24 protein-coding genes and 2 tRNA genes are annotated in these 26,351 nt (G+C 61.4%); 15 read left to right on the top strand and 11 right to left on the bottom strand.

The window, feature by feature from the left end:
* Window positions 1-18: 18 nt before the first annotated feature.
* A complete protein-coding gene (locus BRD58_RS07540; protein WP_015461350.1) occupies window positions 19-285 on the bottom strand; it encodes an FmdB family zinc ribbon protein in 267 nt (88 codons plus the stop codon).
* 170 nt (window positions 286-455) lie between these two features.
* Here BRD58_RS07540 and BRD58_RS07535 point away from each other — a divergent pair, with 170 nt between their 5' ends.
* Together BRD58_RS07535 and BRD58_RS07530 are read left to right on the top strand one after the other, a co-directional pair.
* A complete protein-coding gene (locus tag BRD58_RS07535; RefSeq protein ID WP_015461349.1) occupies window positions 456-1,277 on the top strand; it encodes a DUF72 domain-containing protein in 822 nt (273 codons plus the stop codon).
* Between the two features lie 131 nt (window positions 1,278-1,408).
* A complete protein-coding gene (locus BRD58_RS07530) occupies window positions 1,409-1,807 on the top strand; it encodes an MAPEG family protein (protein ID WP_012848286.1) in 399 nt (132 codons plus the stop codon).
* Window positions 1,808-1,852: 45 nt separating this feature from the next.
* Here the strand turns inward: BRD58_RS07530 and BRD58_RS07525 are convergent, their stop codons facing one another.
* Window positions 1,853-3,220 carry an amino acid permease gene (locus tag BRD58_RS07525; protein WP_073382128.1) on the bottom strand — a complete coding sequence of 456 codons (1,368 nt, stop codon included), beginning with the start codon at window positions 3,218-3,220 and terminating at the stop codon, window positions 1,853-1,855.
* A 271-nt stretch (window positions 3,221-3,491) separates the two neighbouring features.
* On the opposite strand from BRD58_RS07525, the gene cmoA reads away from it, so the two are divergent.
* Together cmoA and cmoB are read left to right on the top strand one after the other, a co-directional pair.
* Window positions 3,492-4,262 carry a carboxy-S-adenosyl-L-methionine synthase CmoA gene (gene cmoA / locus BRD58_RS07515; RefSeq protein WP_012848284.1) on the top strand — a complete coding sequence of 257 codons (771 nt, stop codon included), beginning with the start codon at window positions 3,492-3,494 and terminating at the stop codon, window positions 4,260-4,262.
* Window positions 4,259-5,230 (top strand): tRNA 5-methoxyuridine(34)/uridine 5-oxyacetic acid(34) synthase CmoB, encoded by a 972-nt coding sequence (gene cmoB / locus BRD58_RS07510; protein ID WP_069578475.1) that lies wholly within the window; start codon window positions 4,259-4,261, stop codon window positions 5,228-5,230. Before cmoA ends, cmoB begins: the two co-directional genes overlap by 4 nt.
* A gap of 106 nt (window positions 5,231-5,336) precedes the next feature.
* Here the strand turns inward: cmoB and cutC are convergent, their stop codons facing one another.
* Entirely contained in the window at window positions 5,337-6,092 is a 756-nt protein-coding gene (gene cutC, locus BRD58_RS07505) for a copper homeostasis protein CutC (RefSeq protein ID WP_012848282.1), read from the bottom strand.
* Window positions 6,093-6,307: 215 nt separating this feature from the next.
* Between cutC and BRD58_RS07500 the strand changes: the two genes are divergently transcribed.
* The gene (locus tag BRD58_RS07500) at window positions 6,308-7,450 is read left to right on the top strand and encodes a MalY/PatB family protein (protein ID WP_015461348.1); all 1,143 of its coding nucleotides are present in this window, start codon (window positions 6,308-6,310) and stop codon (window positions 7,448-7,450) included.
* Window positions 7,451-7,457: 7 nt separating this feature from the next.
* Here the strand turns inward: BRD58_RS07500 and BRD58_RS07495 are convergent, their stop codons facing one another.
* Window positions 7,458-8,021 (bottom strand): VOC family protein, encoded by a 564-nt coding sequence (locus BRD58_RS07495; RefSeq protein WP_012848280.1) that lies wholly within the window; start codon window positions 8,019-8,021, stop codon window positions 7,458-7,460.
* A gap of 278 nt (window positions 8,022-8,299) precedes the next feature.
* Here BRD58_RS07495 and argS point away from each other — a divergent pair, with 278 nt between their 5' ends.
* Window positions 8,300-10,033, top strand: coding sequence for an arginine--tRNA ligase (argS, locus tag BRD58_RS07490; protein WP_069578474.1), 1,734 nt, complete (start codon window positions 8,300-8,302; stop codon window positions 10,031-10,033).
* 120 nt (window positions 10,034-10,153) lie between these two features.
* On the opposite strand, the gene murJ is transcribed toward argS, so the two are convergent.
* The 3 genes from murJ to rimJ form a co-directional block, all read right to left on the bottom strand.
* Window positions 10,154-11,692: a murein biosynthesis integral membrane protein MurJ gene (murJ, locus tag BRD58_RS07485; RefSeq protein WP_012848278.1), complete on the bottom strand. Its 1,539-nt coding sequence runs from the start codon at window positions 11,690-11,692 to the stop codon at window positions 10,154-10,156.
* A 158-nt stretch (window positions 11,693-11,850) separates the two neighbouring features.
* Window positions 11,851-12,501 carry a DUF480 domain-containing protein gene (locus BRD58_RS07480; RefSeq protein ID WP_012848277.1) on the bottom strand — a complete coding sequence of 217 codons (651 nt, stop codon included), beginning with the start codon at window positions 12,499-12,501 and terminating at the stop codon, window positions 11,851-11,853.
* Window positions 12,502-12,539: 38 nt separating this feature from the next.
* Entirely contained in the window at window positions 12,540-13,124 is a 585-nt protein-coding gene (gene rimJ / locus BRD58_RS07475) for a ribosomal protein S5-alanine N-acetyltransferase (RefSeq protein WP_012848276.1), read from the bottom strand.
* 317 nt (window positions 13,125-13,441) lie between these two features.
* On the opposite strand from rimJ, the gene mdtH reads away from it, so the two are divergent.
* A complete protein-coding gene (gene mdtH / locus BRD58_RS07470) occupies window positions 13,442-14,650 on the top strand; it encodes a multidrug efflux MFS transporter MdtH (RefSeq protein ID WP_015461345.1) in 1,209 nt (402 codons plus the stop codon).
* Between the two features lie 173 nt (window positions 14,651-14,823).
* Window positions 14,824-15,387, top strand: a complete 564-nt coding sequence (locus BRD58_RS07465) for a lipoprotein (RefSeq protein WP_015461344.1) — start codon at window positions 14,824-14,826, stop codon at window positions 15,385-15,387.
* Between the two features lie 103 nt (window positions 15,388-15,490).
* Here the strand turns inward: BRD58_RS07465 and BRD58_RS07460 are convergent, their stop codons facing one another.
* The gene (locus tag BRD58_RS07460; RefSeq protein WP_015461343.1) at window positions 15,491-16,075 is read right to left on the bottom strand and encodes a TorD/DmsD family molecular chaperone; all 585 of its coding nucleotides are present in this window, start codon (window positions 16,073-16,075) and stop codon (window positions 15,491-15,493) included.
* 48 nt (window positions 16,076-16,123) lie between these two features.
* Window positions 16,124-16,861, bottom strand: coding sequence for a phosphatase (locus tag BRD58_RS07455; RefSeq protein WP_015461342.1), 738 nt, complete (start codon window positions 16,859-16,861; stop codon window positions 16,124-16,126).
* Between the two features lie 514 nt (window positions 16,862-17,375).
* On the opposite strand from BRD58_RS07455, the gene BRD58_RS07445 reads away from it, so the two are divergent.
* The gene (locus tag BRD58_RS07445) at window positions 17,376-18,704 is read left to right on the top strand and encodes a GGDEF domain-containing protein (RefSeq protein ID WP_226064217.1); all 1,329 of its coding nucleotides are present in this window, start codon (window positions 17,376-17,378) and stop codon (window positions 18,702-18,704) included.
* Here the strand turns inward: BRD58_RS07445 and ghrA are convergent.
* Complete coding sequence (ghrA, locus tag BRD58_RS07440) at window positions 18,698-19,639, bottom strand: glyoxylate/hydroxypyruvate reductase GhrA (protein WP_012848269.1); 942 nt, start codon at window positions 19,637-19,639, stop codon at window positions 18,698-18,700. The two genes, BRD58_RS07445 and ghrA, sit on opposite strands and share 7 nt — an antisense overlap.
* A gap of 123 nt (window positions 19,640-19,762) precedes the next feature.
* Entirely contained in the window at window positions 19,763-21,238 is a 1,476-nt protein-coding gene (locus BRD58_RS07435) for a peptide MFS transporter (RefSeq protein ID WP_012848268.1), read from the bottom strand.
* A gap of 343 nt (window positions 21,239-21,581) precedes the next feature.
* On the opposite strand from BRD58_RS07435, the gene BRD58_RS07430 reads away from it, so the two are divergent.
* The 6 genes from BRD58_RS07430 (at window position 21,582) to BRD58_RS18090 (ending at window position 26,319) form a co-directional block, all read left to right on the top strand.
* Window positions 21,582-22,751: an ABC transporter substrate-binding protein gene (locus tag BRD58_RS07430; RefSeq protein WP_069578472.1), complete on the top strand. Its 1,170-nt coding sequence runs from the start codon at window positions 21,582-21,584 to the stop codon at window positions 22,749-22,751.
* A gap of 173 nt (window positions 22,752-22,924) precedes the next feature.
* Window positions 22,925-23,014 (top strand) — tRNA-Ser (locus tag BRD58_RS07425).
* A 407-nt stretch (window positions 23,015-23,421) separates the two neighbouring features.
* Window positions 23,422-23,511: transfer RNA gene (locus BRD58_RS07420), tRNA-Ser, on the top strand.
* A gap of 140 nt (window positions 23,512-23,651) precedes the next feature.
* On the top strand, window positions 23,652-24,137 hold the full coding sequence (locus BRD58_RS07415) for a heme-degrading domain-containing protein (RefSeq protein WP_012848265.1): 486 nt from the start codon (window positions 23,652-23,654) through the stop codon (window positions 24,135-24,137).
* A 241-nt stretch (window positions 24,138-24,378) separates the two neighbouring features.
* Window positions 24,379-26,079 carry a C4-dicarboxylic acid transporter DauA gene (gene dauA / locus BRD58_RS07410; protein WP_069578471.1) on the top strand — a complete coding sequence of 567 codons (1,701 nt, stop codon included), beginning with the start codon at window positions 24,379-24,381 and terminating at the stop codon, window positions 26,077-26,079.
* Between the two features lie 102 nt (window positions 26,080-26,181).
* A complete protein-coding gene (locus tag BRD58_RS18090) occupies window positions 26,182-26,319 on the top strand; it encodes a hypothetical protein (protein WP_012848263.1) in 138 nt (45 codons plus the stop codon).
* The last annotated feature ends 32 nt before the right edge of the window (window positions 26,320-26,351 follow it).

The raw sequence follows: 26,351 nt of genomic DNA, 5'->3' as shown, positions 1-26,351 counted from the left end.
TCCTTTGGCTTTCTTAATTTATTTTGCCGACGCCGCGCCCGGACAACCGGCCGGACACGAGCTGCCTGCGCAGCGCTCTGTTGAAGACGGTGTTTTGTCGGTACGTGGCTTAAAGTCGGTCGCGTACCAGCCGGTCCCCTTTAGCTGGAAACCAGCGGCTGAAATCTGTTTTTTCAGGGCAGGATGACCGCACGCCGGGCAATCAACCAGCGGTGCATCGGACATTTTTTGCAATTTCTCTAGATGATGATTGCAGTCGCTACAAACGTATTCGTAGATCGGCATAGCTCGGGCGGATTTACATGCTTGGTGAAAAAAGGGGGCTATTATACTGGAAATTCCCCGCTGCGATAAGAGCGCGCGCGCACTTTGCACTGTTTCTCGCCATCTGACATCCTCTGCCTAAGTTGTTATGTTTATGTTATATTTTACCAACCATCACCACGGAGTACGCCATGTTCTACCTGGGGCTGCCGCAGTGGCAACACGCGGCGTGGGCAAAGATAGGCCTGCATGACCTGGCCGACTATAGCCGCCACTTTAACTGCGTGGAAGGCAACACCACGTTTTACGCCCTGCCTACGCCGGCGCTGGTACGCCGCTGGCGCGATATGACCCATGACGGGTTCCGATTCTGCTTTAAGTTTCCGTCCGCCATCAGCCATCAGGCGGCGCTCCTGCACTGCGATCAACAGATTGGCGCTTTTTACCGCGCGCTGCAACCACTGGATCAGCGGCTGGGGCAACTTTGGCTACAGCTGCCGGCCGCCTGTGGTCCCGAGCATCTCTCGCGCCTATGGGCATTTCTCGACGCGCTGCCGCGCGGCTATCGCTACGGCGTCGAGGTACGCCACCCGGCCTTCTTCGCTAAAGGCGACGCCGAGCGCGAGCTTAACCGCGGCCTGCGGCAGCGCGCGGTCAATCGGGTTCTCCTCGACAGCCGGCCGGTACACCACGCCCTGCCCCACAGCCACGCCGTACGCGAGGCCCAGCGTAAAAAGCCGCACCTGCCGGCGCACGCGCTGATAACCGCCGACGCACCGATGGTGCGCTTTGTCGGCGGGGACAGCCCCGAGGATAATCTGCGCTGGCTGCAGCCGTGGCTGCCGCGCCTGCAGGCCTGGAGCCGGGAGACTACCCCCTACCTGTTTATCCATACGCCGGACTGCCGCGATGCGCCGCAGCAGGCGCAGTTCCTGTGGAATGCCCTGTCCCAGGCCGCTATCGACGGGCTACCGCCGCGCCCGGACTGGCCGCTGCAGACGGCCCTATTTTGATCCCACATCGCACAAGCGCTGGAGCAATCGTCTGAAAAAATGACAATACTCAACAGATTACGCAGGACATTCCGCCGGCCTACGGCTATCATTTACAGGCCAATATGATTCAGGCAATGGAGCTAAAAAGAATGGTAAGCGCGCTCTATGTGGTGCTCGGCGCACTGTTGTTAGTGACGTTTTCCTGGCAGGTGGTTCGTCTGCGTATGCTTTACCGCGTCAGCTATGGCGACGGGGGCTTTTATGAGCTGCAGACCGCCATCCGTATTCACGGCAACGCCGTGGAGTACATCCCTATCGCCGCCATACTGCTGGTGATGATGGAGATGAACGGCGCACGGGTGTGGATGGTCCACCTGTGCGGTGTACTGCTGATCCTCGGGCGCCTGATGCACGCCTGGGGCCTGCGTCAGCATGAAATGCAGTGGCGCCGCTCCGGCATGAGCGCCACCTATCTGTCGCTGCTGCTGATGGTGGTGGCCAATCTCTACTATCTGCCCTGGGGACAGCTGCTGCAGACCGGTGATTAAACCGATAGGCGGCCCGCCGCGCGGGTCGCCTTACCGAACGTAACGCTACGCCGATCTCCCGCGGCGCATCCGCGCCAGGCAGAACCCGCCCCACAGCACGCCCAGCCACAGCGGCAGCAGCAGTACCGATACCCGGATCCCCGGCGTCAGCACCATAATCACCAAGATCAGGCCAAGAAACGCCAGGCACAGGTAGTTACCATAGGGATACCACAGCGCGCGAAATCGCGTCGTCACGCCCAGACGATCCAGCGCCGCCTTGAACTTCAGGTGCGCCATGCAGATCATCACCCAGTTGATCACCAGCGTAGAAACCACCAGCGCCATCAGTAGTTCGAACGCCTTGCCCGGCATCAGATAGTTAATCAGGATCACCAGCGAGGTCGTCAGCCCCGAAAGGCCGAGCGACCACACCGGGATCCCGCGACGATTGACCCGAGTCAGGCGGCGCGGCGCATTGCCCTGCAGCGACAGCCCGTACAGCATACGGCTATTGGAGTAGACGCAGCTGTTGTATACCGACAGCGCGGCGGTCAGGATCACCACGTTCAATACCGCCGCCACCGTGTTGCTGTTCAGGTGGTGGAAGATCATCACAAACGGACTGCTGCTGGCGCCGATCTGCGACCAGGGGTACAAGGCCAGCAGCACCAGCAGGGAGCCGATATAAAAGATCAGGATACGGTAGACCACCTGATTGGTTGCCTTGGGAATGCTCTTCTCCGGCTCGCTGGCCTCCGCGGCGGTGATCCCGATCAGCTCAAGACCGCCGAAGGAGAACATAATCACCGCCATCGCCATGATCAGTCCCCCCCAGCCGTGCGGTAAAAAGCCGCCGTGCGCCCACAGATTCGCGACCCCGGCCTGAGGCCCCGCATCGCCGGACAGCAGCAGCCAGCTGCCGAATACGATCATCCCCAGGATCGCCGCCACCTTGATCAGGGCGAACCAGAACTCGGTTTCACCGTACAGACGCACGTTCACCATATTCAGCGCGTTGATCAGGACAAAGAACAGGCTGGCCCATATCCAGGTCGGCACATCCGGCCACCAGTACTGCATATAGATACCGGCCGCGGTCAGCTCGGCCATACCGACCAGCACGAACATGACCCAATAGTTCCAGCCGGAGACAAAACCGGCAAACGGCCCCCAATATTTATGGGCAAAATGGGCAAACGAACCGGCAACCGGCTCCTGTACCACCATCTCCCCCAGCTGGCGCATGATCAGAAACGCGATGGCGCCGCCGATGGCATAGCCCAGTAAAACCGCCGGTCCGGCCAGCTGAATGGCCGGGCCGATCCCCAGAAACAGACCGGTGCCCACTGCGCCGCCCAGGGCGATCAGTTGAATATGCCGGTTTTTTAACCCTCTCTCAAGAGTAGTGCTGGTGTGCTGCGAATCGCCCATTTTTTCCTCTGTGCGATAGCGTCATGGCAACTGAATTAACTGCGGTCTCCGTGGCGTATCGTATTATTTTGTTTACAACGCGTCGAGCTTTGTATCACTCGACACTATTGCAATCAAGGCAAATTCCATGCTAGCAGATGCGACTGCGCGCAGAGTATACAGCGCTCGGCGCGGCGCTGACAGAGTGCGCGCTGGACGAAATGGCGCATAGCCGTCGGAGGGTATTATCTGCTAGAATATGCGCCCCTTATTGAAACTCCCTACATCCGCTATGTCTGACTGCGATAAAAATCCCGCGCTGGGCGCTGGGCGCGATATGCTATTTTCCGCCCCGATCGCCAAGCTGGGCGACTGGACCTTCGATGAGCGCGTGGCCGAAGTGTTTCCCGACATGATCCAGCGCTCGGTGCCCGGCTACTCCAACATCATCGCCATGATTGGCATGCTGGCGCAGCGCTTCGTGCAGCCGGGAACCCGGGTATACGATCTGGGCTGCTCCCTGGGCGCGGCGACGCTCTCCATGCGCCGTAACATCCAGGCCGCAGGGTGCGAAATCATCGCCATCGACAACTCCCCGGCAATGGTCAGCCGCTGCCGTCGTCATATCGACGCCTTCCGCAGCCCGACCCCGGTGCAGGTGCTTGAGGCCGACATCCGCGAGGTCGAGATCAGCAACGCCTCGCTGGTCGTGCTGAACTTCACGCTGCAGTTCCTGGCCCCGGACGATCGCCAGACCCTGCTGGATCGCATCTACCGCGGCCTGCTGCCCGGCGGCGCGCTCGTCCTGTCAGAAAAATTCAACTTTGCCGATGCCACCGTCGGCGAACTGTTGTTCGATATGCATCACGACTTCAAACGCGCCAACGGCTACAGCGAGCTGGAGATCAGCCAAAAGCGCAGCATGCTGGAAAACGTCATGCTGACAGACAGCGTAGAAACCCATAAGCAGCGCCTGCGCCAGGCGGGTTTCTGCCACGCCGAGACCTGGTTTCAGTGCTTTAACTTCGGCTCGCTGCTGGCCATCAAGGAGGCTCAGCCATGATCGACTTTGGTAATTTCTATGCCCAAATAGCCCACGGTCCGCTGAGCAAATGGCTGGAGGTGCTGCCGGCACAGCTGGCGGCCTGGCAGCGCGACTCCCTGCACGGCTACTTTCGCGACTGGAATAATGCGGTCGAACGCCTGCCGGAGCTGACGCCGCACCGCCTGGATCTGCTGCACGGGGTCTGCGCCGAGGCGGAGATCCCGCTGAGCGAGGGACAGCGCATCGGCATTGAAAAAATGCTGCGCGCGCTGATGCCTTGGCGTAAAGGCCCCTTCGATCTGTATGGCATTCACATCGATACCGAATGGCGTTCAGACTGGAAATGGCAGCGCATTCTGCCGCACCTGTCGCCGCTGGCCGGGCGCACCATCCTCGACGTCGGCTGCGGCAGTGGCTACCACCTGTGGCGTATGGTTGGCGCCGGCGCGCACCTGGCGGTCGGCATCGATCCGATGCAGCTGTTTCTGTGTCAGTTTGAAGCGGTGCGTAAGCTGCTCGGCGGCGATCGCCGCGCCCATCTGCTGCCGCTGGGGATCGAGCAGCTACCGACGCTGGCGGCCTTTGATACGGTGTTCTCTATGGGCGTGCTCTATCACCGCCGTTCACCGCTGGATCATCTGTACCAGCTGAAGAACCAGCTGGTCAGCGGCGGCGAGCTGCTGCTAGAGACGCTGGTGATCGAGGGCGACGAACAGCAGGCGCTGATCCCCGGTGAGCGCTACGCCCAGATGCGCAACGTCTACTTTATTCCCTCTGCCGCCATGCTGATCCGCTGGCTGGAGAAGTGCGGCTTCTGCGACGTCCGTCTGGTGGATCAGTGCCCCACTCGCGTCGAGGAGCAGCGGCGTACCGACTGGATGACCAGCGAGTCCCTGGCCGACTTCCTGGATCCGGCGGATGCGCGGAAAACCATCGAAGGCTACCCGGCACCGCTGCGGGCGGCCTTCATCGCCCGCAAGCCCTGAGCGCCCGCGCCATAAAAAAGGGCCCCAACCAGCGAGGTATGGGGCCGTACTTTTTAGCGAACCCTCCGCTACAAGGTCGTACTTACTTCTACTGGAGACCGGTTCTTCAGGCGCTGCAGCCGACGTTTTCCATCATCTGCAGCGCGGACTTCATCGCCTCAACCATACCGCCGTCCACGCAGTAGTGGCTAAACTCGTCGTTCTCCGCATGGCTCATGCTGACGCCCGCCTTGCGGTAGCGCATCGTCGACGGCACGCTGTGACCGGCGGAGGTATGCACCTCCTGCAGGCCAATCTCGCTGAATTTATGCAGGTTGGAGAGGCGAACCCCGGCGCCGGCCATGATCAGCGGCCCGCGGCTGGCCTGCTGCAGCTGACGCAGCAGCGGCAGCCCGGCCTCCGCCGTCTGCTGCTGCCCTGAGGTCAGAATGCGCGCAATACCGAGATCGGTCAACTGGGAAAGCGCCAGCAGCGGATTGGCGCACATATCGAAGGCGCGGTGGAAGGTCACCGCCATCGGACCGGCCAGCGCCATCAGCTCGCGCATGCGGCGCAAATCAATGTGCCCCTCTTCATCCAGCAGGCCGATCACCGCACCGGGAAACCCCAGATCGCGCACCAGCGCCAGATCGCACTTCATCAGCGCAAACTCGCTGTCGCTGTAGCAAAAATCGCCGCTGCGCGGCCGGATAATCGGGTGCACGGGCACGGTCACCCGCTCCCGGCACCCCACCAGCGTGCCGTAGCTGGGGGTGATCCCACCATCCTGCTGGCTGGCGCACAGCTCAATGCGGTCTGCCCCCGCCGCCTGCGCTATCTCGGCGCAGGCCAAGGAGTAGCAGCATACCTCTAACGTCAGCATTCAAACCTCCGAATCAACAGCCAAAACGGTGCGGATGTGAAAAATACTCATATCCACAGCCCAAATATTGAGAATATCCCCGCATCTCGCCTACTCTGTAGGCGACGCGGGCGCGATGCGCGCCGCAGAATCGCGCGGACTGACAGAGCGCCGCGCTCCGACGGTAACCGGTTTCAGTCTCAGGGACGTAGTTAGCCTACTAAAGGATAATCGCGATGACATTCAATTTCGATGAAGTGATCGACCGCCGTCACAGTGACAGCGAGAAATGGGGTAAATATGCGGAGCAGGACACAATTCCGCTCTGGGTGGCCGACAGCGACTTTCGCTCGCCTCCAGCGGTGATCGACGCGCTGCAGGCCCGGGTCGCCCACGGCGTCTTTGGCTATGGTATGGTGCCCCCGGCCCTGATCGAGCTGTTCGTCGCCCGCATGGCGCAGCGCTACCGCTGGGCGATACAGCCCGACTGGCTGGTCTTTTTACCCGGGTTGGTCTGCGGCCTCAACCTGACGGTGCGCGCCCTGACGACCCCAGCGCAGAGTACCCTGGCCCCCCATCCGATCTATCCCCCTTTTATGAAGTCCGCCCGCCTGGCCGGGCGAGCCCAGACCCCGATGCCGATGGCGCTGCGCCATGGCCGCTGGGTCGTCTCGCTGGACGAGGCCGAGGCGGCCCTCCGCGGCGATGAGCGCCTGCTCATGCTGTGTAACCCGCAGAATCCGGGCGGCACGGTATACCACCGTGAGGAGCTGGAGGCCCAGCTGGCCTTTGCCCAGCGCCACGATCTGCTGATCTGCTCCGATGAGATCCACTGCGATCTGCTGCTGGAGCCCGGCATCCGGCACACGCCGATCGCCGCCCTGAGCGACGATGCCGCCCAGCGCAGCGTGACCCTGATGGCGCCGTCAAAGACGTTCAATATCGCCGGACTCGGCGCCTCGATCGCCATCATTCCCAACGCCGAGCTGCGCCGCCGCTTTATCGACGCCCGCGCCGGCATCGTGCCGCAGGTGGATATTTTGGCCTTTGCCGCCGCCGAGGCCGCCTATCGCCACGGCCAGCCGTGGCTGGATGCGCAGCTGGACTACCTGCGCGCCAATCGGGATCGCGTCACGGCGCGGATCAACGCGATACCGGGGCTGCACACGGTCAGCGCCGCGGGCACCTATCTGGCCTGGATCGACGCCAGCGAGCTTCCCGTCGACAACCCACAGGCGTTTTTCGAACGCGCCGGCGTGGGTCTCTCCGACGGCGCCGACTTCGGCGCGCCGCGCTTTATCCGCCTTAACTTCGCCTGCCGCAGGGCGCTGCTGGATCGCGCGCTGGACCGCATGGCGGACGCCGTCGCCCGGCTGTAGAGGCCCGTCAGCGCCGCTCGCTGGCGACGATCTCGCGCAGGGTATAGGGGTGAAATTTTAAGGTGGTCAGCCGATCGCCGACCGCCAGCGTCGGATTCGGCAGCCGCTCTCCCTCGCCGCGCGGATGGCTGAAGGTCAGACGGATCCCCGGCGCCAGCAGGGCCTCATCCGGCAATAGCGCCAGCGCCCGGCGGTGCAGCGTCTCCGGCGGCCCCGCCAGCACCAGCTCAACGTGCTGCCATCCCTGATGCGGGTAGCGCTTTTCCCCTGGATAGGGGAGCTCCACGCAGTCGATACGCCAGGGCCCCACCCGCAGCGGCTGCGCCAGATCAAACAGGCAGATCGGGCGCCCGTTGATGATATTCTCCGCCAGCAGCGTCCCACAGCGCAAAAAGCCCCGCCGCCAGCGGTCGGCGGTCTCCGTCTGGTGGCAGCGCAGCGAGATGTGATCCGCCGTAAACTGCGCCAAATCCAACGACAGCGCCGATGCCAGCTGCGCCAGCGCCTGCTCAAAGCGCACCAGATCCGCCGCCAGCTCACGCAGCTCATCAATATCGGCCAAACCGTTCATGCCCTTCTCCTCTCATCCCCAGTGGAGCCTCTCGCCGCCGCACACGGCCAACGGAGCCCCTTCGCGGCGGGTACTCTACCCTGCCCGGCGCGTAACATCCATCCCAGCGCAGCCCCATCGAGAATGCCGGTGCGGCGGGTGCTGACGGCGGAGCCGATTTCCCCTATAATGACCGGCTGTTTTCCGCCGGGTGAGATGCCCCGGCGGCCATGATTCGGTTTTCACATTCACGACGCCGGCGCCGCGCGCGGCCGGTGCGAATAGCTTAAGGTAATCCCGTGAATATTCAGGCAATTATTTCAGATAAAGTCACGCAGGCGCTGGTTGCTGCCGGTGCGCCGGCCGACAGCGAGGCCCTGGTCCGTCCCTCCGCGAAAGTCCAGTTTGGCGACTATCAGGCCAATGGCATTATGGCCGCGGCGAAAAAAATGGGCCTGCCTCCGCGACAGCTCGCCGAGCAGGTCGTGGCCAATCTGGCGCTGGATGGGATCGCCAGCAAGGTAGAGATTGCCGGTCCGGGTTTCATCAATATCTTCCTCGATGCCGCCTGGCTGGCCGCGCAGGCCGATGCCGCGCTGGCCGATCCGCGCCTGGGCGTGGCTCGCGTCGAGCCGCAGACCATCGTCGTTGACTACTCCGCGCCGAACGTCGCCAAAGAGATGCACGTCGGTCATCTGCGCTCCACCATCATTGGCGACGCCGCCGTACGCACCCTGGAGTTCCTGGGCCACAACGTTATCCGCGCCAACCACGTCGGCGACTGGGGCACCCAGTTCGGTATGCTGATCGCCTACCTGGAAAAGGTGCAGGGCAGCAGCAAAACCGGCGACATGGCGCTGGCCGATCTGGAAGCCTTCTACCGCGAAGCCAAAAAGCACTACGATGAAGACGCGGCCTTTGCCGAGCGCGCGCGCGGCTACGTGGTTAAACTGCAGGGCGGCGATGAATACTGCCGCGAAATGTGGCGCAAGCTGGTGGATATCACCATGCGTCAGAACCAGCGCAACTATGACCGTCTCAACGTGACCCTGACCGACGATGACGTCATGGGCGAGAGCCTGTACAACCCGATGCTGCCGGGGATCGTCGCCGATCTGAAAGCCAAAGGGCTGGCGACCGAAAGCGAAGGCGCCACCGTCGTCTTCCTGGACGAGTTCAAGAACAAAGAAGGTGAGCCGATGGGGGTGATCGTCCAGAAGAAGGACGGCGGCTACCTGTACACCACCACCGATATCGCCTGCGCCAAGTACCGTTATGAGACCCTCGGCGCCAACCGTATCCTGTACTACATCGACTCCCGCCAGCATCAGCACCTGATGCAGGCCTGGGCCATCGTACGCAAGGCCGGCTATGTGCCGGACTCCGTCAGCCTAGAGCACCACATGTTCGGCATGATGCTGGGTAAAGACGGCAAGCCGTTCAAGACCCGCGCCGGCGGCACCATCAAGCTGGCCGATCTGCTGGATGAAGCCATCGAGCGCGCCGCCAAGCTGATCGCCGCCAAGAACCCGGAGCTGAGCGGCGACGAGCTGAAGGCGCTGGTAGAAGTGGTCGGTATCGGTGCGGTCAAGTATGCGGATCTCTCCAAAAACCGCACCACCGACTATATCTTTGACTGGGACAACATGCTGGCCTTCGAGGGCAACACCGCCCCTTACATGCAGTATGCCTATACCCGCGTCGCCTCCATCTTCAAGCGCGCCGGCATCGATGAAAATGCCCTGCAGGGCGCCATTACGCTGACGGAAGATCGTGAAAAGGCGCTGGCCACCCGCCTGATGCAGTTTGAAGAGACGATCCTGAGCGTTGCGCGTGAGGGAACCCCGCACGTCATGTGCGCCTACCTGTACGAAGTCGCCGGCCTGTTTTCCAGCTTCTATGAGGCCTGCCCGATCCTCAACGCCGACGAGGAGAGCGTGCGCGCCAGCCGCCTGAAGCTGGCCGCCCTGACGGCCCGTACGCTGAAAACCGGTCTGGACACCCTGGGGATCAAGACGGTCGAGCGTATGTAACGCCGCGCCGACACGATCGCCGCCGCCACGGGCGGCGATCTGAGGTTGATAGCAAAAAGCCACCCGCACCGCAGGTGGCTTTTTTATGAGCGCGATCGCGGGCAGCCGCTGCCCCGACGTTTACAGCACCGCGCTGCGGGTAAAGTCGCGCAGGCGGAATCCCAGCAGCGCCAGCACCGCAAAGTAGCTGACCGCGCCGGCCACCACCAGCCCCACCAGACGCAGCAGGCGATAAGGCATATTTCCGATATCCCACGCCGGCATCAGCCACATCATGCCGATCAGCACCGCCGTCATCACCAGCACCGCCAGCACCAGCTTACCCAGGAATCCCAGCCACCCCTTCTGCGGCGTGAACAGACGCTGACGCCGCAGCTGCCAGTACAGCAGACCGGCATTCAGGCAGGCGGCCAGGCCGATGGAGAGCGACAGCCCGGCATGCTTTAGGGGACCGATAAAGATCAGGTTCATCACCTGGGTCAGGATCAGCGTGACGATGGCGATCTTCACCGGCGTCTTGATATCCTGGCGAGAGTAAAAGCCCGGCGCCAGGATCTTCACCATGATAATCCCGAGCAGGCCGATGGAGTAGGCCACCAGCGCTCGCTGGGTCATCGCCGCATCAAAGGCGCTGAATTTACCATACTGGAACAGCGCCACCGTCAGCGGCTTCGCGATCACCCCCAGCGCCACGGCGCAGGGCAGCGCCAGCAGAAAGCAGAGGCGCAGCCCCCAGTCCAGCAGACGGTTATAGTCGTCCAAGCGGCCAGAGGAGAAGCTTTTGGCCAGCGACGGCAGCAGAATCGTCCCCAGCGCGACCCCCAGCACCCCCGACGGCAGCTCCATCAGGCGGTCGGCATAGTACATCCAGGAAACGGAGCCCGAGACCAGGAAAGAGGCGAAAATAGTATTGATGATCAGCGAGATTTGGCTGACAGAAACCCCGACAATCGCCGGCCCCATCAGCTTGAGCACCCGCCATACCCCGCGATCGTGCAGGTTGAGGCGCGGCAGCACCAGCATGCCTATCTTCTTCAGGTGCGGCAGCTGATACCCCAGCTGCAGCACGCCACCCACCAGCACGGCCCAGGCCAGCGCCAGGATCGGCGGATGGCAGTACGGCGCCACAAACAGCGCAAAGCCGATCATGCTGACGTTCAGCAGCGTCGGCGCAAAGGCCGGTACCGAAAAACGGTTCCAGGTATTCAGCACCGCGCCGGCCATCGAGGCCAAGGAGATGAGCAAGATATAGGGAAAGGTGATGCGCAGCAGCGCGCTGGTCAGCGCAAACTTGTCCGGCGTATCGGCGAAGCCGGGCGCGGTGGCATAGATAACCCAGGGGGCCGCCAGCATACCGAGCAGCGTCACCAGCGCCAAAATCAGGGTCAATAGACCGCTGACGTAGGCGATAAAGGTCTGCGTCGCCTGCTCGCCCTGCTGGTTTTTATACTCCGCCAGGATCGGCACAAAGGCCTGGGAAAAGGCGCCCTCGGCAAAGATCCGCCGTAGCAGGTTGGGCAGCTTGAAGGCCACAAAAAAGGCATCGGTCGCCATCCCGGCGCCAAAGATCCTGGCGACCAGCGCGTCGCGGGCAAACCCCAGCACGCGCGAAAAGAGGGTCATTGAGCTGACCGCAGCCAGTGATTTAAGTAGATTCATCGGTTCATCGTCAGGGTTGCGGCCCCGCCGCGGGCGGCGGGGAAAACAGGCCAACTAGTCTACTTATCCCATGATGAATAGCCAGCGCAGGATGTAACAAAAGGCGAGTTCCCCGACCGCCCGACGATTAATTCAGCGCAGCGCGGCCGAAAGTGCGACTATGAGGCCTGATCGTCGCCCAGCAGGCGGGCCAGCTGCTGCTTCAGCGCGGCGACCTCGGCCTCCAGCGCGGCCACCCGCTCACCGAGCGCCTCCGGCGCGGCGAGCGGCGTCGACGGCAGCGTATCCGCCGCCACCTCGCCGCAGAACAGATGGGCATAGCGGCTCTCCCGCCGTCCCGGCTCACGCGCCAGGCGCTGCACAAACGGCCCATCCTCACGCTCAGCCAGGCGATTGAGCGCCTGCTCCGCCTCAGTCACATCGGCAAAAGCATACAGACGGTTACAGCGGGTACGTAGCTCGCCCGGCGTCTGCGGGCCGCGCAGCAGCAGGCAGCAAATCAGCGCGACCTCCGCCGCGCTAAAGCGCAGATCGCCGAACTCAGAGTTGCAGAAGCGGTGCTCATACTTCACCACCCGGCTGCCCGGCGCATTCACGCTGCGGATCCGGTGCTTACGGATCAGCAGATCCAGCGCGTTTTGCACCTCGCTCTCGCTCAGCTCCAGCACCGGCTCGCGGTTGGTTTTCTGGTTACAGGCGGTCGTCAGCGCGTTGAGCGACAGCGGATACTGCTCCGGCGTCGTGATCTGCTTTTCCAAAAAGCAGCCGATGACGCGCGCCTCCAGCGGGGAAAGAATATGTTTAATCATGCGGGACTATCTCCAGGTCGTTCATCCATTCTGCGGCGTCAGCGCCCCACGGTCCACTCGGGATTCGTCAGGGCGGTCAAGACATGATCCTGCCATTTTCCATTGATTAACAGGTAGTTTTTGGCATATCCCTCTTTTTCGAACCCCAGGCGCTGCAGCAGGGCACCGCTGCGCTGGTTGTGCGGCATATAGTTAGCCATGATACGGTGCATATGCTGCTGACGCTGCATATAGCGTATCGCCGCCTGGAGCCCTTCATACATCACCCCTTGCCCCTGCCACTGGGCCGCCACCGAATAGCCCAAAAAGCAGGCGTGAAATGCGCCGCGCAGCACATTGCTGAAGTTAGCAACCCCGCGCACCTCCTGCTCATCGTGGCCTAACAGGATGAAATAAAACGCGCCGCCCTGCTTTTGCAGCTCACGGATCATCGACAGCCGGGCCTGCCAGCCGGTCGGGTAGCAGTGACTCTCATCGCGGATCGGCTCCCAAGGGCGCAAAAAGTCGCGGTTTTCCGCATAGTAATCGGCCAGCCGGTGCGCGTCGCGTTCGTTGACCAGCCGCACGATCAGCCGATCCGTGGTCAGGCGAACCCTGGGGCCCGCATTGCCATAGCCAAACATGAATCCCTCCGTGTGCATTGCAGTCATCGAATGGTACCGGCCCCCTCTCGGTCCCCGGCGCCGTACCGATAACTATAACCTCTCTGTCCATGGTCGGTAAGTCATTGACTGGCGTTATAATATACAAACGCGCTCCGCGCTCAGTAATTTCTCCCGGATCTGCTAGTCGCTTAACGCTATATTCCACAACTTGTCATCCCGACCATACAATTTACTGTTTATTCAGCCAATCTATCATTTCTCTGTTTTTGCTTTCGTGAAACGGCGAAAATGAACGTACCGTACGTTATCGCTTTACTCGCGCTCAATGGTGGAACATGTCGCTGGTATTACAGGCCAGGCGATCGGGGAAGTACTTTCTCCTGATCGATAATCTGCTGGTCGTGCTGGGCTTCTTTGTCGTTTTTCCCCTCATCTCTATCCGCTTTGTCGACCAGCTGGGCTGGGCCGCTCTGATGGTCGGCATCGCCCTCGGCCTGCGCCAGCTGCTGCAGCAGGGGCTGGGCATCTTCGGCGGGGCGATCGCCGATCGCGTCGGCGCCAAGCCGATGATCGTCAGCGGCATGCTGCTGCGCGCCGCCGGGTTCGCCACGATGGCCGTCGCCAGCGAGCCGTGGATCCTCTGGGCCTCCTGCGCACTTTCCGCCCTGGGCGGTACACTGTTCGATCCCCCACGAACCGCGCTGGTGATCAAGCTCACCCGTCCCCATGAGCGCGGCCGCTTCTACTCCCTGTTGATGATGCAGGACAGCGCCGGCGCGGTGATCGGCGCCCTGATCGGCAGCTGGCTGCTGGCCTATGACTTCCATTACGTGTGCTGGGCCGGCGCCGCCCTCTTTGTGCTGGCCGCCGCGTGGAACGCCTGGCTGCTGCCGGCCTACCGTATTTCGACCATCCGGGCGCCGGTGCGCGAAGGCATGCTGCGCGTGGTGCGCGATCGGCGCTTTTTGACCTATGTGCTCACCCTCACCGGTTACTATATGCTGGCGGTGCAGGTCATGCTGATGCTGCCGATCGTGGTCAACGACATCGCCGGCGGACCGGGCGCAGTGAAATGGATGTACGCCATTGAGGCGGCGCTGTCGCTGACGCTGCTCTACCCTATCGCCCGCTGGAGTGAAAAGCGCTTCAGCCTGGAGCAGCGCCTGATGTTCGGCCTGCTGCTGATGACCCTCAGCCTGTTCCCTCTGGGGCTGAGCACCACGCTACAGTCGCTGTTTGCGCTGATCTGCTGCTTCTATCTCGGCTCGATTATCGCCGAGCCGGCGCGCGAAACCCTTAGCGCCTCGCTGGCCGATGCCCGGGCGCGCGGCAGCTACATGGGCTTTAGTCGCCTCGGACTGGCGCTGGGTGGCGCCCTCGGCTACACCGGCGGCGGCTGGATGTATGATATAGGACGCAGCCTGGCCATGCCCGAGCTCCCCTGGGCGCTGCTGGGGATCATCGGTTTGCTGACGCTGGCGCTGCTCTACTGGCAGTTTTCACTACGGGCACCCTGCACCACGCGCCAGCCCCGCTCCAGCTAACGCGGCGGCGGGAATTCAGTCTTATCCGATCCCCGCCGCAGCCCCCAGCATTTATGCTGTAAGGTACGTGCTGCGTGGCGCTTCATCCCGTTACGGCGGTTTTTCCCCGCGGTTATCTGTGTCACAATCAGCGTTTTATGTATCGGGTTGTTCCCGTCGCCGAGGCTTCATTCATGAGAAAACTAGGGTTTACCGCTGCGGTTCTGGTCGCCGGTCTGGTGCTGACTGCCTGTAATAAGCTGACCAGCTACAGCGTCAGCGAGCAGCAGATCAATACCTACCTGGATAAGCACAGCCAGTTTGAAAAACAGATCGGGGTCCCCGGCCTGGTCGATGCTCGCATCACGCTGGATCAGCTCAGCAGCCAAATTGGCCGCAGTGAGCCCAACACCATTACGCTGAGCGGCCACGCCAACGTCGCCATCAGCTCCATTCTGGGTCCCCAGCAGAGCGAACTGCAGCTGACGCTGCGCGCCAAGCCGGTATACCAGCGCGATGAGGGCGCCATCTACCTGCGCGATTTAACCCTGGTGGACTATAAGGTGCAGCCGGAGAAAATGGAGACGCTGATGAAGGCGCTGGTGCCTTACCTGAACCAGTCCCTGCGCAGCTATTTTGATCAGCAGCCGGCCTATGTGCTCAATCCGGAGAACAGCAAGACCGAGGCTATCGCCCGGAAACTGGCCAAAGGGCTAGAGGTCAAGCCCGGTGAGCTGGTGATCCCGCTGACCGACTGATATCAGGTCGCGCAGCGCTTCACCCTGCGGTAAAACGGCGCCACGCGGCGCCGTTTTTTTGTCTTGTTGCCCCCGGCGACGCCGGGGGATAGCGAAGATCGCGTCAGGCAGCGTCGCCGTCTTCGTCGTCCGCCATTCCCTCTTCGTCCTCTGCCAGATCGTCGCGCAGCGCCTGCAGCGCCTCACGGGTCAGCTCCGCCAGCGTACGGTAAAACGGCGTGCGCGCATGAGCCTCGACCTTGCCCAGAAACTGGGCAGCCCACGGCATCAAATACACATCGAACAGGCTGGCCTGGGCCAACACCTCGTCACGCTGCCCCTGATCCTCCAGCCACGAGGCCGCCAGCAGCAGCTGGCCAAAGCTGTCCGCCGCCCCGGCCCCCAGCGGCATACCGCGCTGCAGCAAAAAGTCGCGCACCTGCTGCTCCTCGGCGTCCGCCAGGTAGGCGCTGCGCTGGGTTGCCACCGCGCCCTCGGCGGCGAACAGCCCCTGGTAATCCTGCGCCAGCGCGCCGCGATCGCCTGCAGCGGCCTGCAAACGCGCCAGCAGGGCATCCTGCTCCAGCGGCCAGTACTGCTGCAGTTGGTTATTCTGTAGCAGGGTAAACAGCGGATCCAACAGGGGATCCTGAGGCTGACGGGCAAACAGAGAGCCCAGCAGACGACACACTATGGAAAAATCGTTCATATCCGTTCCTGACCAATAGCGTAAAAGTGACATTGTCACCAATGCGCATCACCAATCGGCAAATTCAGGGATCGCCGGTCTGCCCCGCCGCTGCAAAAAGTCCAGCACACGCCGCGGTGAGGCATTCAGCACCCGCTCCGGCGGGAAGTTTACCTCATTCAGCACCCGGATACAGTGGCTAAAGTTTCCCATATCAAACGCGATATGCGCATCCGAGCCCAGGGAGAGCCAGCCGCCGGCATCGCGCACCGCCGCCGCGATCGCCCGGCAGTTATCGGCGCTGCCCGCGCGCGAGTGGCTAAACGAGGAGTTATTCAGCTCCAGCGCCACCCCATGCTCGGCGGCGGCGCGAGCCACCGCCGGAATATCTAACGGATACTTTGGATTGCCGGGGTGCGAAATAATGTCCGCCTCGCCGCGGGCGATCGTCGCCAGCAGCGCCTCGGTATGAAACGCGCGATCGACCGGCGCCAGCACCGGCTCATGAAAGCCGGCGATGACCACGTCCATCTCCGCCAGCATACGGCCATGGCAGTCGATATCACCCTGGCGGTTCTTGATGTTCGCCTCGATCCCGCGCAGGATGCCGACGCCGTTTACCGTCCGCGGCCAGACGCGCATATTCATAAAGTGCCAGGGGTGCGGAGCATCGGCCATATCCGGGCCATGATCGGTAATCGCAAACAGGCGCAGGCCGCACGTCGCCGCCTGGGCGATATAGTCATGCAGCGTGCTGTAGGCATGGGTACTGGCCACGGTATGCATATGTAAATCGACAGAATACATAAACCTCTCACCTCTCCTTGAATCTGCATCGGGCCGCCTCGGCGACGCACCCTCATCGGCGTTTCGTTACGGGTCGTGGCATCGACGCCCTGTACGGCGGCGAGGCATGGTCATACTGTAACAAAGATCCGGCGCAGCTTCAGCCGCCGCCGCGCCGGATATCCCGGCGTAATATCGAACGCGACGTGAGCGATCGCCGCGCCCGGATCGGATAGCCGTTAGCATCCAATCTATTACATTAATCACGATATAACGTCATGCCCAATCGCCTATTGAAAAAATTGTCACTGTATGATTTTTGCTTTACCATGCGCCTCTCGAAATAGTCCTATTGGTCGCAGGTCGTTGCCCCAGCAGCGGCTCGCCAACGCTAGCGTAGGATGACTGTCTTTATCAGGAGCGTGGGATGGTTCTGGAAAGGACTTTACGCAGAGCCGTAGCAGGTCTGTTTGTTATTTTATTTATCAGCTCCGGCGCATTGGTTATTTATAGCAGCGCCCGCGAATGGCAGAATATGCGTCTAGTGACCTCTGCCATTGTCAATGGCATTTCAAAAAGTCAGTTGGATAACGATAATCGCAATATCCAACGGCGCAGTAAAATTATTGAATATGTCTCTAAAAAAGGCAGCCAGATCCCCGATCTCTTTGCCGTCGCCCGCGATCTGCACTGGGGTAACAGCGTCTATCTGCTGGATGGCGATCACCTGCGACTGCTGGATGACCGCGCCCACGACTGGCTCTCTGATGATAAGAAGCAGCGGCTGATCGCGCAGATGCGCGGACACCAGCAGCGTCAATGGTATGGCCATCTGGATCGGGGCGAAACCGTGCTGCCTTATCTGAAATATACCACCGGTGACGGCAAGGTCATGGTATTCCTTCTGGATATTTATGGTCTGGAAAAGGTATTAGATCAACACAGCGCCACCACCCCGATTTATCTTTATCTGTTTGACGACGACAATAAACTCATCGCCCGCTCAGCCAATGCGCCGCAGCTGCTGCCGGACAGCATCCGCGGTGAAAATCTGTGGCGTAACAGACCATTGGAAATAAAGGTAATCCAACAGAACGAATTACTTAACGGGAAAAAGGCAACGCTGGTCGGCTATATCCCCTTCATCTATCTGTTAAAGCTGATTGGATTTAACCTGCTCTATTTTATTCTGTCATTTGGCTGTGCCATCTTTTTCCTGCGCTACTTTTATAAAAAAATCAAGCGTGAAATCGAACGCGAGCGCGAGGAGTTTCTCTCCGGGAAAACGCCATCGCGCCAAAACGGCCTCTTTTTTAATGACGCCGTCAAGCGACGCGTCGAGCTGGACAAAAAGGCGCTGCTGCGCGATCCGCTGACCAAGCTGTATAACCGGCGTAAGTATGATTATGACATCGCCCAGCGCCTCTATCAGCAGCAGCCCTTTTACCTACTGCTGCTGGATCTGGATGCCTTTGGTCAGGTAAACGATGATCTGGGTCAGGATGAGGGCGATCGCCTGCTGGCGCAGCTGGCGGCGGCCTTTGCCCGCCGTCAGGAGGGCTGGCGCTTTTACCGCATCGGCGGCGATGAGTTTGCCGCCCTGCTCGATAAGAAACACGTGCCGGACATCGGCGCGCTGGCACAGTGCTGCAACGCGCTGTTGGCCGAGGCCGAACGCTACGGCGCGCGCCTTAGCATCGGCGTCAGCGACAGCGACGAAGCCAGCGAGCTGCTGGTGCTAAAGACCCTGGCGGACAATCGGCTGTATATCAGCAAGCACCGGGGCAAACACTGCGTGACCCTGCCGCCCCGGCGCGCGGAGGGCGCGCCGTCCTCACCTGCGCCGACGCAGGCGGATCAGTAGCCGCGCGCGACATCGACCACCCCTTCTGGGCGCCGCCCGGCCTCGATCGCATGAATATTGTCGGCGATATAGTCCATCGCCACCTGCGGCAGGGTGATCGCCGCGATATGCGGCGTTATGGTCACCCGCGGATGCTGCCAGAACGGGTGATCCGCCGCCAGCGGCTCTTGCGCGAAGACATCCAGCGTCGCCGCCGCCACCTGACCGTTACCCAGCGCCGCCAGCAGCGCATCCTGATCCAGGTGCACTCCGCGGGCCAGATTGATGATATAGGCGCCGGCGTTCATCTGGGCAAACAGGGGCTGATTCAGTATGCCCACGGTCTGCGGCGTATTCGGCAGCAGGTTGATCAGCAGCTGCAGCCCCTGCAAAAAGGCGGGCAGCTGCTCGCTACCGTAAAAGCTTTGCACCTGCGGATAATCCTTCACCGTTCGACTCCAGCAGCGCACCGGCAAACCAAAGGAGGCCAGGCGACGCGCCACTCTTCCCCCCAGCACCCCGGCGCCGAGCACCCCCACGGTAAACGAGCTCGCCGCATGGGGCGCCAGATAACGCCAGATCCCCTGACGCTGCTGCAGCTCATACTCATCAAAGCGGCGGAAATACCGCATCACCGCCGCGACGGCATACTCCTCCATCTGCTGAGCCATTCCGGTGTCCTCCAGGCGCACCAGCGGCACCCCCGCCGGCAAAATCCCGGGGTGTGCGCGCGCCTGCGCCAGAATGGCATCCACGCCGGCGCCAAGGGCAAAGATGGCGCGCAGCCCCTGGCGCTGGGCCAGCATCTCATAGGGGGGCTGCCAGACCAGCGCATAGTCGGCGGGCTTATCATCGCCCGGCTGCCACTGACGGATATGGGCCTGCGGCAGACGCTGGCGCATACCGTCAAGCCAGGTCTGGGCAGTGAAAAAAGGGTGGTAGTAGATGATCTCCATGACGGCCTCCTGATCGTGTTGACGGCGCTCTCCGCCGTTTGCCTCGCGGATAAAAAACGGCGAATACCCTTTTGTCAGGATCTCCGCCGTCTGTCAACGTCAAGCGCCATTATTGCCTATCGCTCAGGCGGTTGACCTTTTGCTATAGGCAATCAGCCGACGCAGCAACGGCACCAGCAGCACCAGGATCACCCCGGTGGCGATAGAGCCCCAGCCCAGCGCATTAAATACCGCGCTGTAGCCCGGGTTGGTTTCCAGCGGCGTATTACCGCTGTTTTGCGGCATCAGCCCAGAGACATAGCCCGCCAGCACGGAGGCGACCCCGGTCACCATCATCCAGCACCCCATCATCATTCCCTGCAGACGGGCGGGAGCCAGCTTGCCGATCATGGCATAGCCGATCGGTGAGATCAGCAGCTCGCCCAGGCTTTGCAGCAGATAGCTGATGGCGATCCATTTAAACGCGACCAGCCCGTCGGCGCCGGCCAGCGAAATCCCCAGCGGCAGCACCAGCATACCCAGCCCCATGCAAAACAGCGAAGCGGCGAACTGCGAGGGAATATCGATGCGCAGGCCGATCTCGCGCAGGTACTTAAACAGCCAGGCCATCAGCGGACCGCCGATGACGATCACCAGCGTATTGATATTCTGAATCCACTGGGGCGCGACCCGCCAGCCATAGACGTTCAGATCGATGTTGTGCTCAGAAAACAGCATCAGCCCCATCGGCGCCAGCTGATACAGCGACCAGAATACCAGCGATCCCAGCGCCAGGATCAGGTAGGCCACCATGCGGCGACGCTCATCCGCCTGACGATGCCGCGCCGTCATCACGCACAGCAGCACGAAAACCAAGATCCCCAGCAGGATCACGAAGTTGCTGCTGAAATCAGCGTGGGTCAGCAGTATCCGCAGCACCGGGACCAGCGCCACCAGGATCAGCAGCCCCACCAGCATTCGCCGGTAGAAGGCGCGACCGCGGATCTGGCGCAGCGGCGTATTAATGTCGGCCAAAATGCGCCAGCGGGACAGGGTCACCACGATCGCCACCGCGTTACCCAGCGTGGCAAACAGGAACAGTGCCCGATAGTTCTCCGTCAGTTGGAAATACCCCGCCACGGAAAAACCGATGAAGAAGCCCAGGTTCATCCCGGCATAGTTCCATAAAAACGCACTTTCCCGTCGATTATCGTCCGGCGCAAAACGCTGGGTCAGCATCATATTGATACAGGTCACGTTCAGCCCGCTGCCGGTCAGAAACATGGCCAGTCCCCAATACAGGCCGGTCACGCCCATCTCGGCGATCAGATAACAGCCGATCACCTGCAGCACCATCCCCAGCACAAACAGGTTACGGTTACTGAGACAGCGCCCGCCCAAATAGCCGCCGAACAGATGCAGGCCATAGTTAAAGGCGCCGAAGATCCCCATCATGGCGTTAGCCTGTGTCTCGCTGAATCCGAGGCGTTTCGTGGCATACAGCACCAGGGTGGAATAGAGCACGGCAAAGCCGAGCGTGGCAAACGTTTGAATAAAAAACAGAGCGCCGGTTCCCGATGGGACGGCACCTGGGTGAGAGGGGGTGGTTGAAGCGCTCACCGCTTTTCTCCTTGAACGAAAGGGCTGGTTACGACTCATCCTGAGAACTTCCCGGTGTTGTGCCGGTCGGCCTTTGTTGTTGTTCCATACCGTTTGTGTAGGCCGCATTCACATTTAGCGGGATAAACGACCAAAAGGCCAGCCTTAATCTTAATTAATTGCCCGTTTAGCTATTATTTAAGCAATTTATAAGCGTAACTATTCACTTTTATCCATACTTTGTGCTGTTTAATTCGGAATAGGCGTGGGCCCCCTCGCTCGCCGTCCTTTGGCTTCCCCCGCTAGGCGCCGCCCCCGCCAGCGATTACAATGACGCCTTTACCTACCTTCGATAAGGCGACCCATGCGACTCTCTTCTCTGCTCCGCGGCGCCGCGGCGCTGTGCCTGGCGTTAACCCTCAACACCCATGCCGCCGCTACGCCCTGGGACACCCACCTGCAGCGCGCGCGCGGTGAAACCGTCTACTTCAACGCCTGGGGCGGCAGCCCACAGGTCAATGACTACCTGGTCTGGGCCGCCCAGCAGGTTAAAGAACGCTACGGCATCAATCTGGTTCAGGTTAAGGTGGGCGACATCGCCGAAACCGTCGGCCGTATTCGGGCAGAGAAAGCCGCGGGCAACCTTGAACACGGCAGCGTGGATCTGCTCTGGATCAACGGAAAAAACTTTACTGCGATGAAGCGCGCGGGCCTGCTGTATGGCCCCTTTGCCGAACAGTTGCCCAACTGGCGCTGGGTAAACCTGTCGCTGCCGGTGCGCAGCGACTTCACCGTCGCCACCGAAGGCTATGAGGCGCCCTGGGGCGTCGGTCAGTTGGTGCTGCTCCACGATGCCGCCGCGCTGCCGACGCCGCCGGCCGATCCTCAGGCCCTGCTGGCGTATGCCCGACAGCATCCTGGCCGGGTGACCTATCCGCGGCCGCCGCAGTTTCACGGCAGCAGCTTTCTAAAAAGCATCCTGATGCAGCTCAATCCGGCGCTACCGTTGAGCCAGCCCGTGGATCCTCAGACCTTTGCCCGTGACAGCGCTCCGCTGTGGGCCTGGCTGGATCAGATCCACCCCTATCTGTGGCGCCAGGGACGCGTATTCCCGACCAGCGATGCCCAGCAGCTACAGCTGTTCAATGACGGCGCCCTCGATCTGGCCATCAGCTTCAACCCCGGCATGGCGCCCGCGGCGATTGCCGCCGGAGAGGTGCCGCCCGATACCCAGGCGTATGCCTTTAAGGCCGGCGCCCTGAGCAACGTGCACTTTCTGGCTATCCCCTTCAACGCCCCGGCCAAAGACGCCGCGCAGGTGGTGATTAACTTCCTGATCTCGCCCGAGGCGCAGGCGCGTAAGGCCGACAGCCGCATCTGGGGCGATCCGACCATTGTGGACGTTGCCCGCCTGCCGCCTGAGCAGCGGCACGCCTTTGGCCAGGCGCCAACCCTGTTCCACGCGCTGGCCGAACCGCACCCCTCGTGGCAAGAGGCGCTGGAGGCCGAGTGGCAAAAACGCTACGGCCACTAAAGCCCCGACGCCGCAGATGCTGTAAATTACGCCGCCGAATGCGGCGTAATTCACCAATTTGTTGAATGTTTAGCTAAACGGTTGGTTTTACGAAAAAAGAGTATTGACGCCGCGACGGCTTTTCCCTACATTAGCGCCCATCGCAGCGCACTACGCGACGGCGAAGACAATTTGGTGAGGTGTCCGAGTGGTTGAAGGAGCACGCCTGGAAAGTGTGTATACGTGAAAACGTATCAAGGGTTCGAATCCCTTCCTCACCGCCAAATTATAGAAGAGCCCGGCCTATGGCCGGGCTCTTTGCATTTCCGCGCCGCGCCCAAACGCCCTTGACGATCGGAGCCTGACGAGATGGCCCCGCTTCCCCACGCCATCGGCATCCGTCCTCCTCTCCCCCGCGCCATCGGCGCCCAATAGCGCACGGCCGATCTGACGCCGGAATACCGTCGCCTGCGGCACGGAGAGCGGCCGAGAGGCGCTCTCCGTGCCGCAGGCGACGGGCCAAGGCGAAGAGCGTCGCACACCGCAAGAAATGGCCAAGCGCCGATAAAATCAGCAAACTGTATACACAATCGGCATCTGCGCGCGACGTAAAAAAATATGCTTGACCCTGCGAGGCTCTATCCCTATAGTAGCGCCCCGTTGCAGCGTACAACGCCGCAGCGGAAAATTTGGTGAGGTGTCCGAGTGGTTGAAGGAGCACGCCTGGAAAGTGTGTATACGTGAAAACGTATCAAGGGTTCGAATCCCTTCCTCACCGCCAGATTATAGAAGAGCCCGGCCTATGGCCGGGCTTTTTGCATTTCATCACCCGGATTTATCACAAAATCCGATCCCCGTCGCGTCTCCCCCCTGCTCGATTGCCGATAGTTACGCTATGACACCGAAAGAGAAGGAACGCCTATGAGCAGTGAAGAAGCGCTGGCGCGACTGGCCGCCGAGGAGCAGCAGCTCCAGTTTACCCTATTCAACCCCGATACCGCCTGGCAGCTAGGCTGCGCGCTGCGTCAGGAGGCCGAGCGGCGCGGCCTGCACGTCACCATCGATATCCAGTTCGCCGATCAAACCCTATTTCACTGCGCCATGCCCGGCACCTCGCCGGACAACGCCGAATGGATCCGCCGCAAGCGCAACGTCGTACTGCGCTTCCAGCGCAGCTCCTATGCGATGGGGATGCGCTTGACCCTGCGAAATACCACGCTAGAGGCCTTTTACGGCCTGAGCCCGGCCGACTATGCTCCCCAGGGCGGCAGCTTCCCGCTGCGTATCGCCAACTGCGGCTGCGTCGGCGCCATCAGCGTGTCCGGCGCCCCCCAGCTGGACGACCATCTGTTGGTCAGCGAGGTTATTGCCCGCTTTCTTGGCATTAACCAACAAAACCATGCCTAACGGGTAAAAGTCTTTTACTTCTCCAACGGCGGGAGATCGAACAGCCCAGCTCCCGCCTGCTCTCCGCCGGAACACGCCAGAATAAAAACCTGTTTTTTTAGCGCCTACCCAGTTTGCCCATCTGATTTGATATATATCTATATTTCCGCTTTACTAAAGGCGTATCGTATTGTTCCTCTTCGCGACGGACCGCCTATGGCCCGCCTTTCTTTGATTTTTCTATAGTTGGTTTAATCGCATAATGAAAACCCATAAAATTGGCGGCGTTATGCCGTTCAGCGCGCTGATTGAATCCTGCTGGCGCGATCCTTACTCGCTCCAGCGTTTCACTAAGGATCTCATCGCCGGCATCACCGTTGGCATCATCGCCATTCCGCTGGCCATGGCGCTGGCCATCGGCAGCGGCGTACCGCCTCAGTACGGCCTGTATACCTCGGCCGTGGCCGGTATCGTGATCGCGCTGACCGGGGGATCGCGCTACAGTGTCTCCGGCCCCACCGCCGCCTTTGTCGTCATCCTGTATCCTGTCTCACAGCAGTTCGGCCTCTCCGGGCTGCTGGTGGCCACGCTGATGTCGGGGATCTTCCTGCTGCTGATGGGGATGGCGCGCTTTGGCCGCCTGATTGAGTACATTCCGCTTTCCGTTACCCTTGGCTTTACCTCGGGGATCGCGATTACCATCGGCACCATGCAGATCAAGGATTTCTTCGGCCTGCATCTAGAGCACGTGCCGGAAAGCTACCTATTTAAGGTGGCGGCGCTGGCGCAGGCCATGCCGACCATCAACTGGGCGGACACCCTGATCGGTGCCACCACGCTGGCGGTCTTGATCTTCTGGCCCAAGCTGGGGCTACGCCTGCCCGGACATCTGCCGGCGCTGCTGGCCGGTAGCGCGGTGATGGGGATCTGTTCACTGTTCGGCCACGACGTGGCCACCATTGGCTCCCGCTTTAGCTATGTGCTGGCCGACGGTAGCCACGGCCAGGGCATCCCGCCGATCCTGCCGCAGTTTGTCCTGCCGTGGAACATTCCTACCCCGGGGGGAGAAGCGATCCACCTGAGCTGGCACAGCCTGTCGGCCCTGATGCCCGCGGCGTTCTCCATGGCGATGCTGGGGGCGATCGAGTCGCTGCTGTGCGCCGTGGTGCTGGATGGCATGACCGGTAAAAAGCACCACTCTAACGGCGAGTTGATAGGTCAAGGCCTGGGCAACATTGCCGCGCCCTTCTTCGGCGGCATTACCGCAACCGCGGCGATTGCCCGCTCGGCGGCCAACGTCCGCGCCGGCGCTACCTCGCCCGTCTCCGCGGTGATCCACTCCCTGCTGGTGATCCTGGCGCTGCTGGTCCTCGCCCCCTGGCTCTCCTATCTGCCGCTGGCGGCCATGGCCTCCCTGCTGCTGATCGTTGCCTGGAACATGAGCGAGGCCCACAAAGTCGTCTACCTGCTGCGCCGGGCTCCCAAGGATGACATCATCGTCATGCTGCTGTGCATGTCGCTGACGGTGCTGTTTGATATGGTGATCGCCATCACCGTCGGTATCGTGCTGGCCTCACTGCTGTTTATGCGCCGCATTGCCCGGATGACCCGCATCAGCGAGGTGAGCCATGACGATGCGCGCGGGGTGCTGGTGCTGCGCGTCAGCGGTCCGCTGTTCTTCGCCGCCGCCGAGCGTATCTTTAACGAGATCCTGGCGATGGGGGATAAATACCAGACCGTCGTCATGCAGTGGGACGCCGTGCCGGTGCTGGACGCCGGCGGCCTGAACGCGTTCCTGCGCTTCGTCGACTCGCTGCCGCAGGGCAAGCGCCTGATCGTCACCGATATGCCGTTCCAGCCGCTGAAGACCCTGGCACGCGCGCGCGTGGTGCCGATCGAAGGACGCATGGCGTTCTTTGCCACCCTACCGGATGCCCTGCGCAGTCTGGAGGAGGAACGCTAACGCCACCCGTTCCTGCAATGGCGTCCAAACGGGCGCCATTTTTCCCTATCTCCCCGCCCTGCTCACCGCTATGATCGCGCGCCCACACCGAGAGAGAACGCCATGAAAAGAGGCCTGATAGCCCTTCTGGCCCTGTGCGCCGCCTTCTATGCCGGTATCAAGGCCGAACGTTTCCTGATGCAGGACGCCTGCCTGGACGCCGGCGGGCGCGTACAGGGGATATTCTGCGAGCGCGGATAAAAAAACGGGGGAGCCAAGGCTCCCCCGATGCG

The sequence above is a fragment of the Edwardsiella piscicida genome (assembly GCF_001896205.1).
Classification (GTDB): Bacteria; Pseudomonadota; Gammaproteobacteria; order Enterobacterales; family Enterobacteriaceae; genus Edwardsiella; species Edwardsiella piscicida.
Note: the sequence above shows the minus strand (reverse complement) of the source record. Positions and strands in the feature narration are given on the sequence as shown.

Coding starts and splice junctions, on each gene's coding strand:
- BRD58_RS07540 (WP_015461350.1), bottom strand. CDS start 285: ATGCCGATCTACGAATACGTTTGTAGCGACTGCAATCATCATCTAGAG.
- BRD58_RS07535 (WP_015461349.1), top strand. CDS start 456: ATGTTCTACCTGGGGCTGCCGCAGTGGCAACACGCGGCGTGGGCAAAG.
- BRD58_RS07530 (WP_012848286.1), top strand. CDS start 1,409: ATGGTAAGCGCGCTCTATGTGGTGCTCGGCGCACTGTTGTTAGTGACG.
- BRD58_RS07525 (WP_073382128.1), bottom strand. CDS start 3,220: ATGGGCGATTCGCAGCACACCAGCACTACTCTTGAGAGAGGGTTAAAA.
- cmoA (WP_012848284.1), top strand. CDS start 3,492: ATGTCTGACTGCGATAAAAATCCCGCGCTGGGCGCTGGGCGCGATATG.
- cmoB (WP_069578475.1), top strand. CDS start 4,259: ATGATCGACTTTGGTAATTTCTATGCCCAAATAGCCCACGGTCCGCTG.
- cutC (WP_012848282.1), bottom strand. CDS start 6,092: ATGCTGACGTTAGAGGTATGCTGCTACTCCTTGGCCTGCGCCGAGATA.
- BRD58_RS07500 (WP_015461348.1), top strand. CDS start 6,308: ATGACATTCAATTTCGATGAAGTGATCGACCGCCGTCACAGTGACAGC.
- BRD58_RS07495 (WP_012848280.1), bottom strand. CDS start 8,021: ATGAACGGTTTGGCCGATATTGATGAGCTGCGTGAGCTGGCGGCGGAT.
- murJ (WP_012848278.1), bottom strand. CDS start 11,692: ATGAATCTACTTAAATCACTGGCTGCGGTCAGCTCAATGACCCTCTTT.
- BRD58_RS07480 (WP_012848277.1), bottom strand. CDS start 12,501: ATGATTAAACATATTCTTTCCCCGCTGGAGGCGCGCGTCATCGGCTGC.
- rimJ (WP_012848276.1), bottom strand. CDS start 13,124: ATGTTTGGCTATGGCAATGCGGGCCCCAGGGTTCGCCTGACCACGGAT.
- mdtH (WP_015461345.1), top strand. CDS start 13,442: ATGTCGCTGGTATTACAGGCCAGGCGATCGGGGAAGTACTTTCTCCTG.
- BRD58_RS07465 (WP_015461344.1), top strand. CDS start 14,824: ATGAGAAAACTAGGGTTTACCGCTGCGGTTCTGGTCGCCGGTCTGGTG.
- BRD58_RS07460 (WP_015461343.1), bottom strand. CDS start 16,075: ATGAACGATTTTTCCATAGTGTGTCGTCTGCTGGGCTCTCTGTTTGCC.
- BRD58_RS07455 (WP_015461342.1), bottom strand. CDS start 16,861: ATGTATTCTGTCGATTTACATATGCATACCGTGGCCAGTACCCATGCC.
- BRD58_RS07445 (WP_226064217.1), top strand. CDS start 17,376: ATGCGTCTAGTGACCTCTGCCATTGTCAATGGCATTTCAAAAAGTCAG.
- ghrA (WP_012848269.1), bottom strand. CDS start 19,639: ATGGAGATCATCTACTACCACCCTTTTTTCACTGCCCAGACCTGGCTT.
- BRD58_RS07430 (WP_069578472.1), top strand. CDS start 21,582: ATGCGACTCTCTTCTCTGCTCCGCGGCGCCGCGGCGCTGTGCCTGGCG.
- BRD58_RS07415 (WP_012848265.1), top strand. CDS start 23,652: ATGAGCAGTGAAGAAGCGCTGGCGCGACTGGCCGCCGAGGAGCAGCAG.
- dauA (WP_069578471.1), top strand. CDS start 24,379: ATGAAAACCCATAAAATTGGCGGCGTTATGCCGTTCAGCGCGCTGATT.
- BRD58_RS18090 (WP_012848263.1), top strand. CDS start 26,182: ATGAAAAGAGGCCTGATAGCCCTTCTGGCCCTGTGCGCCGCCTTCTAT.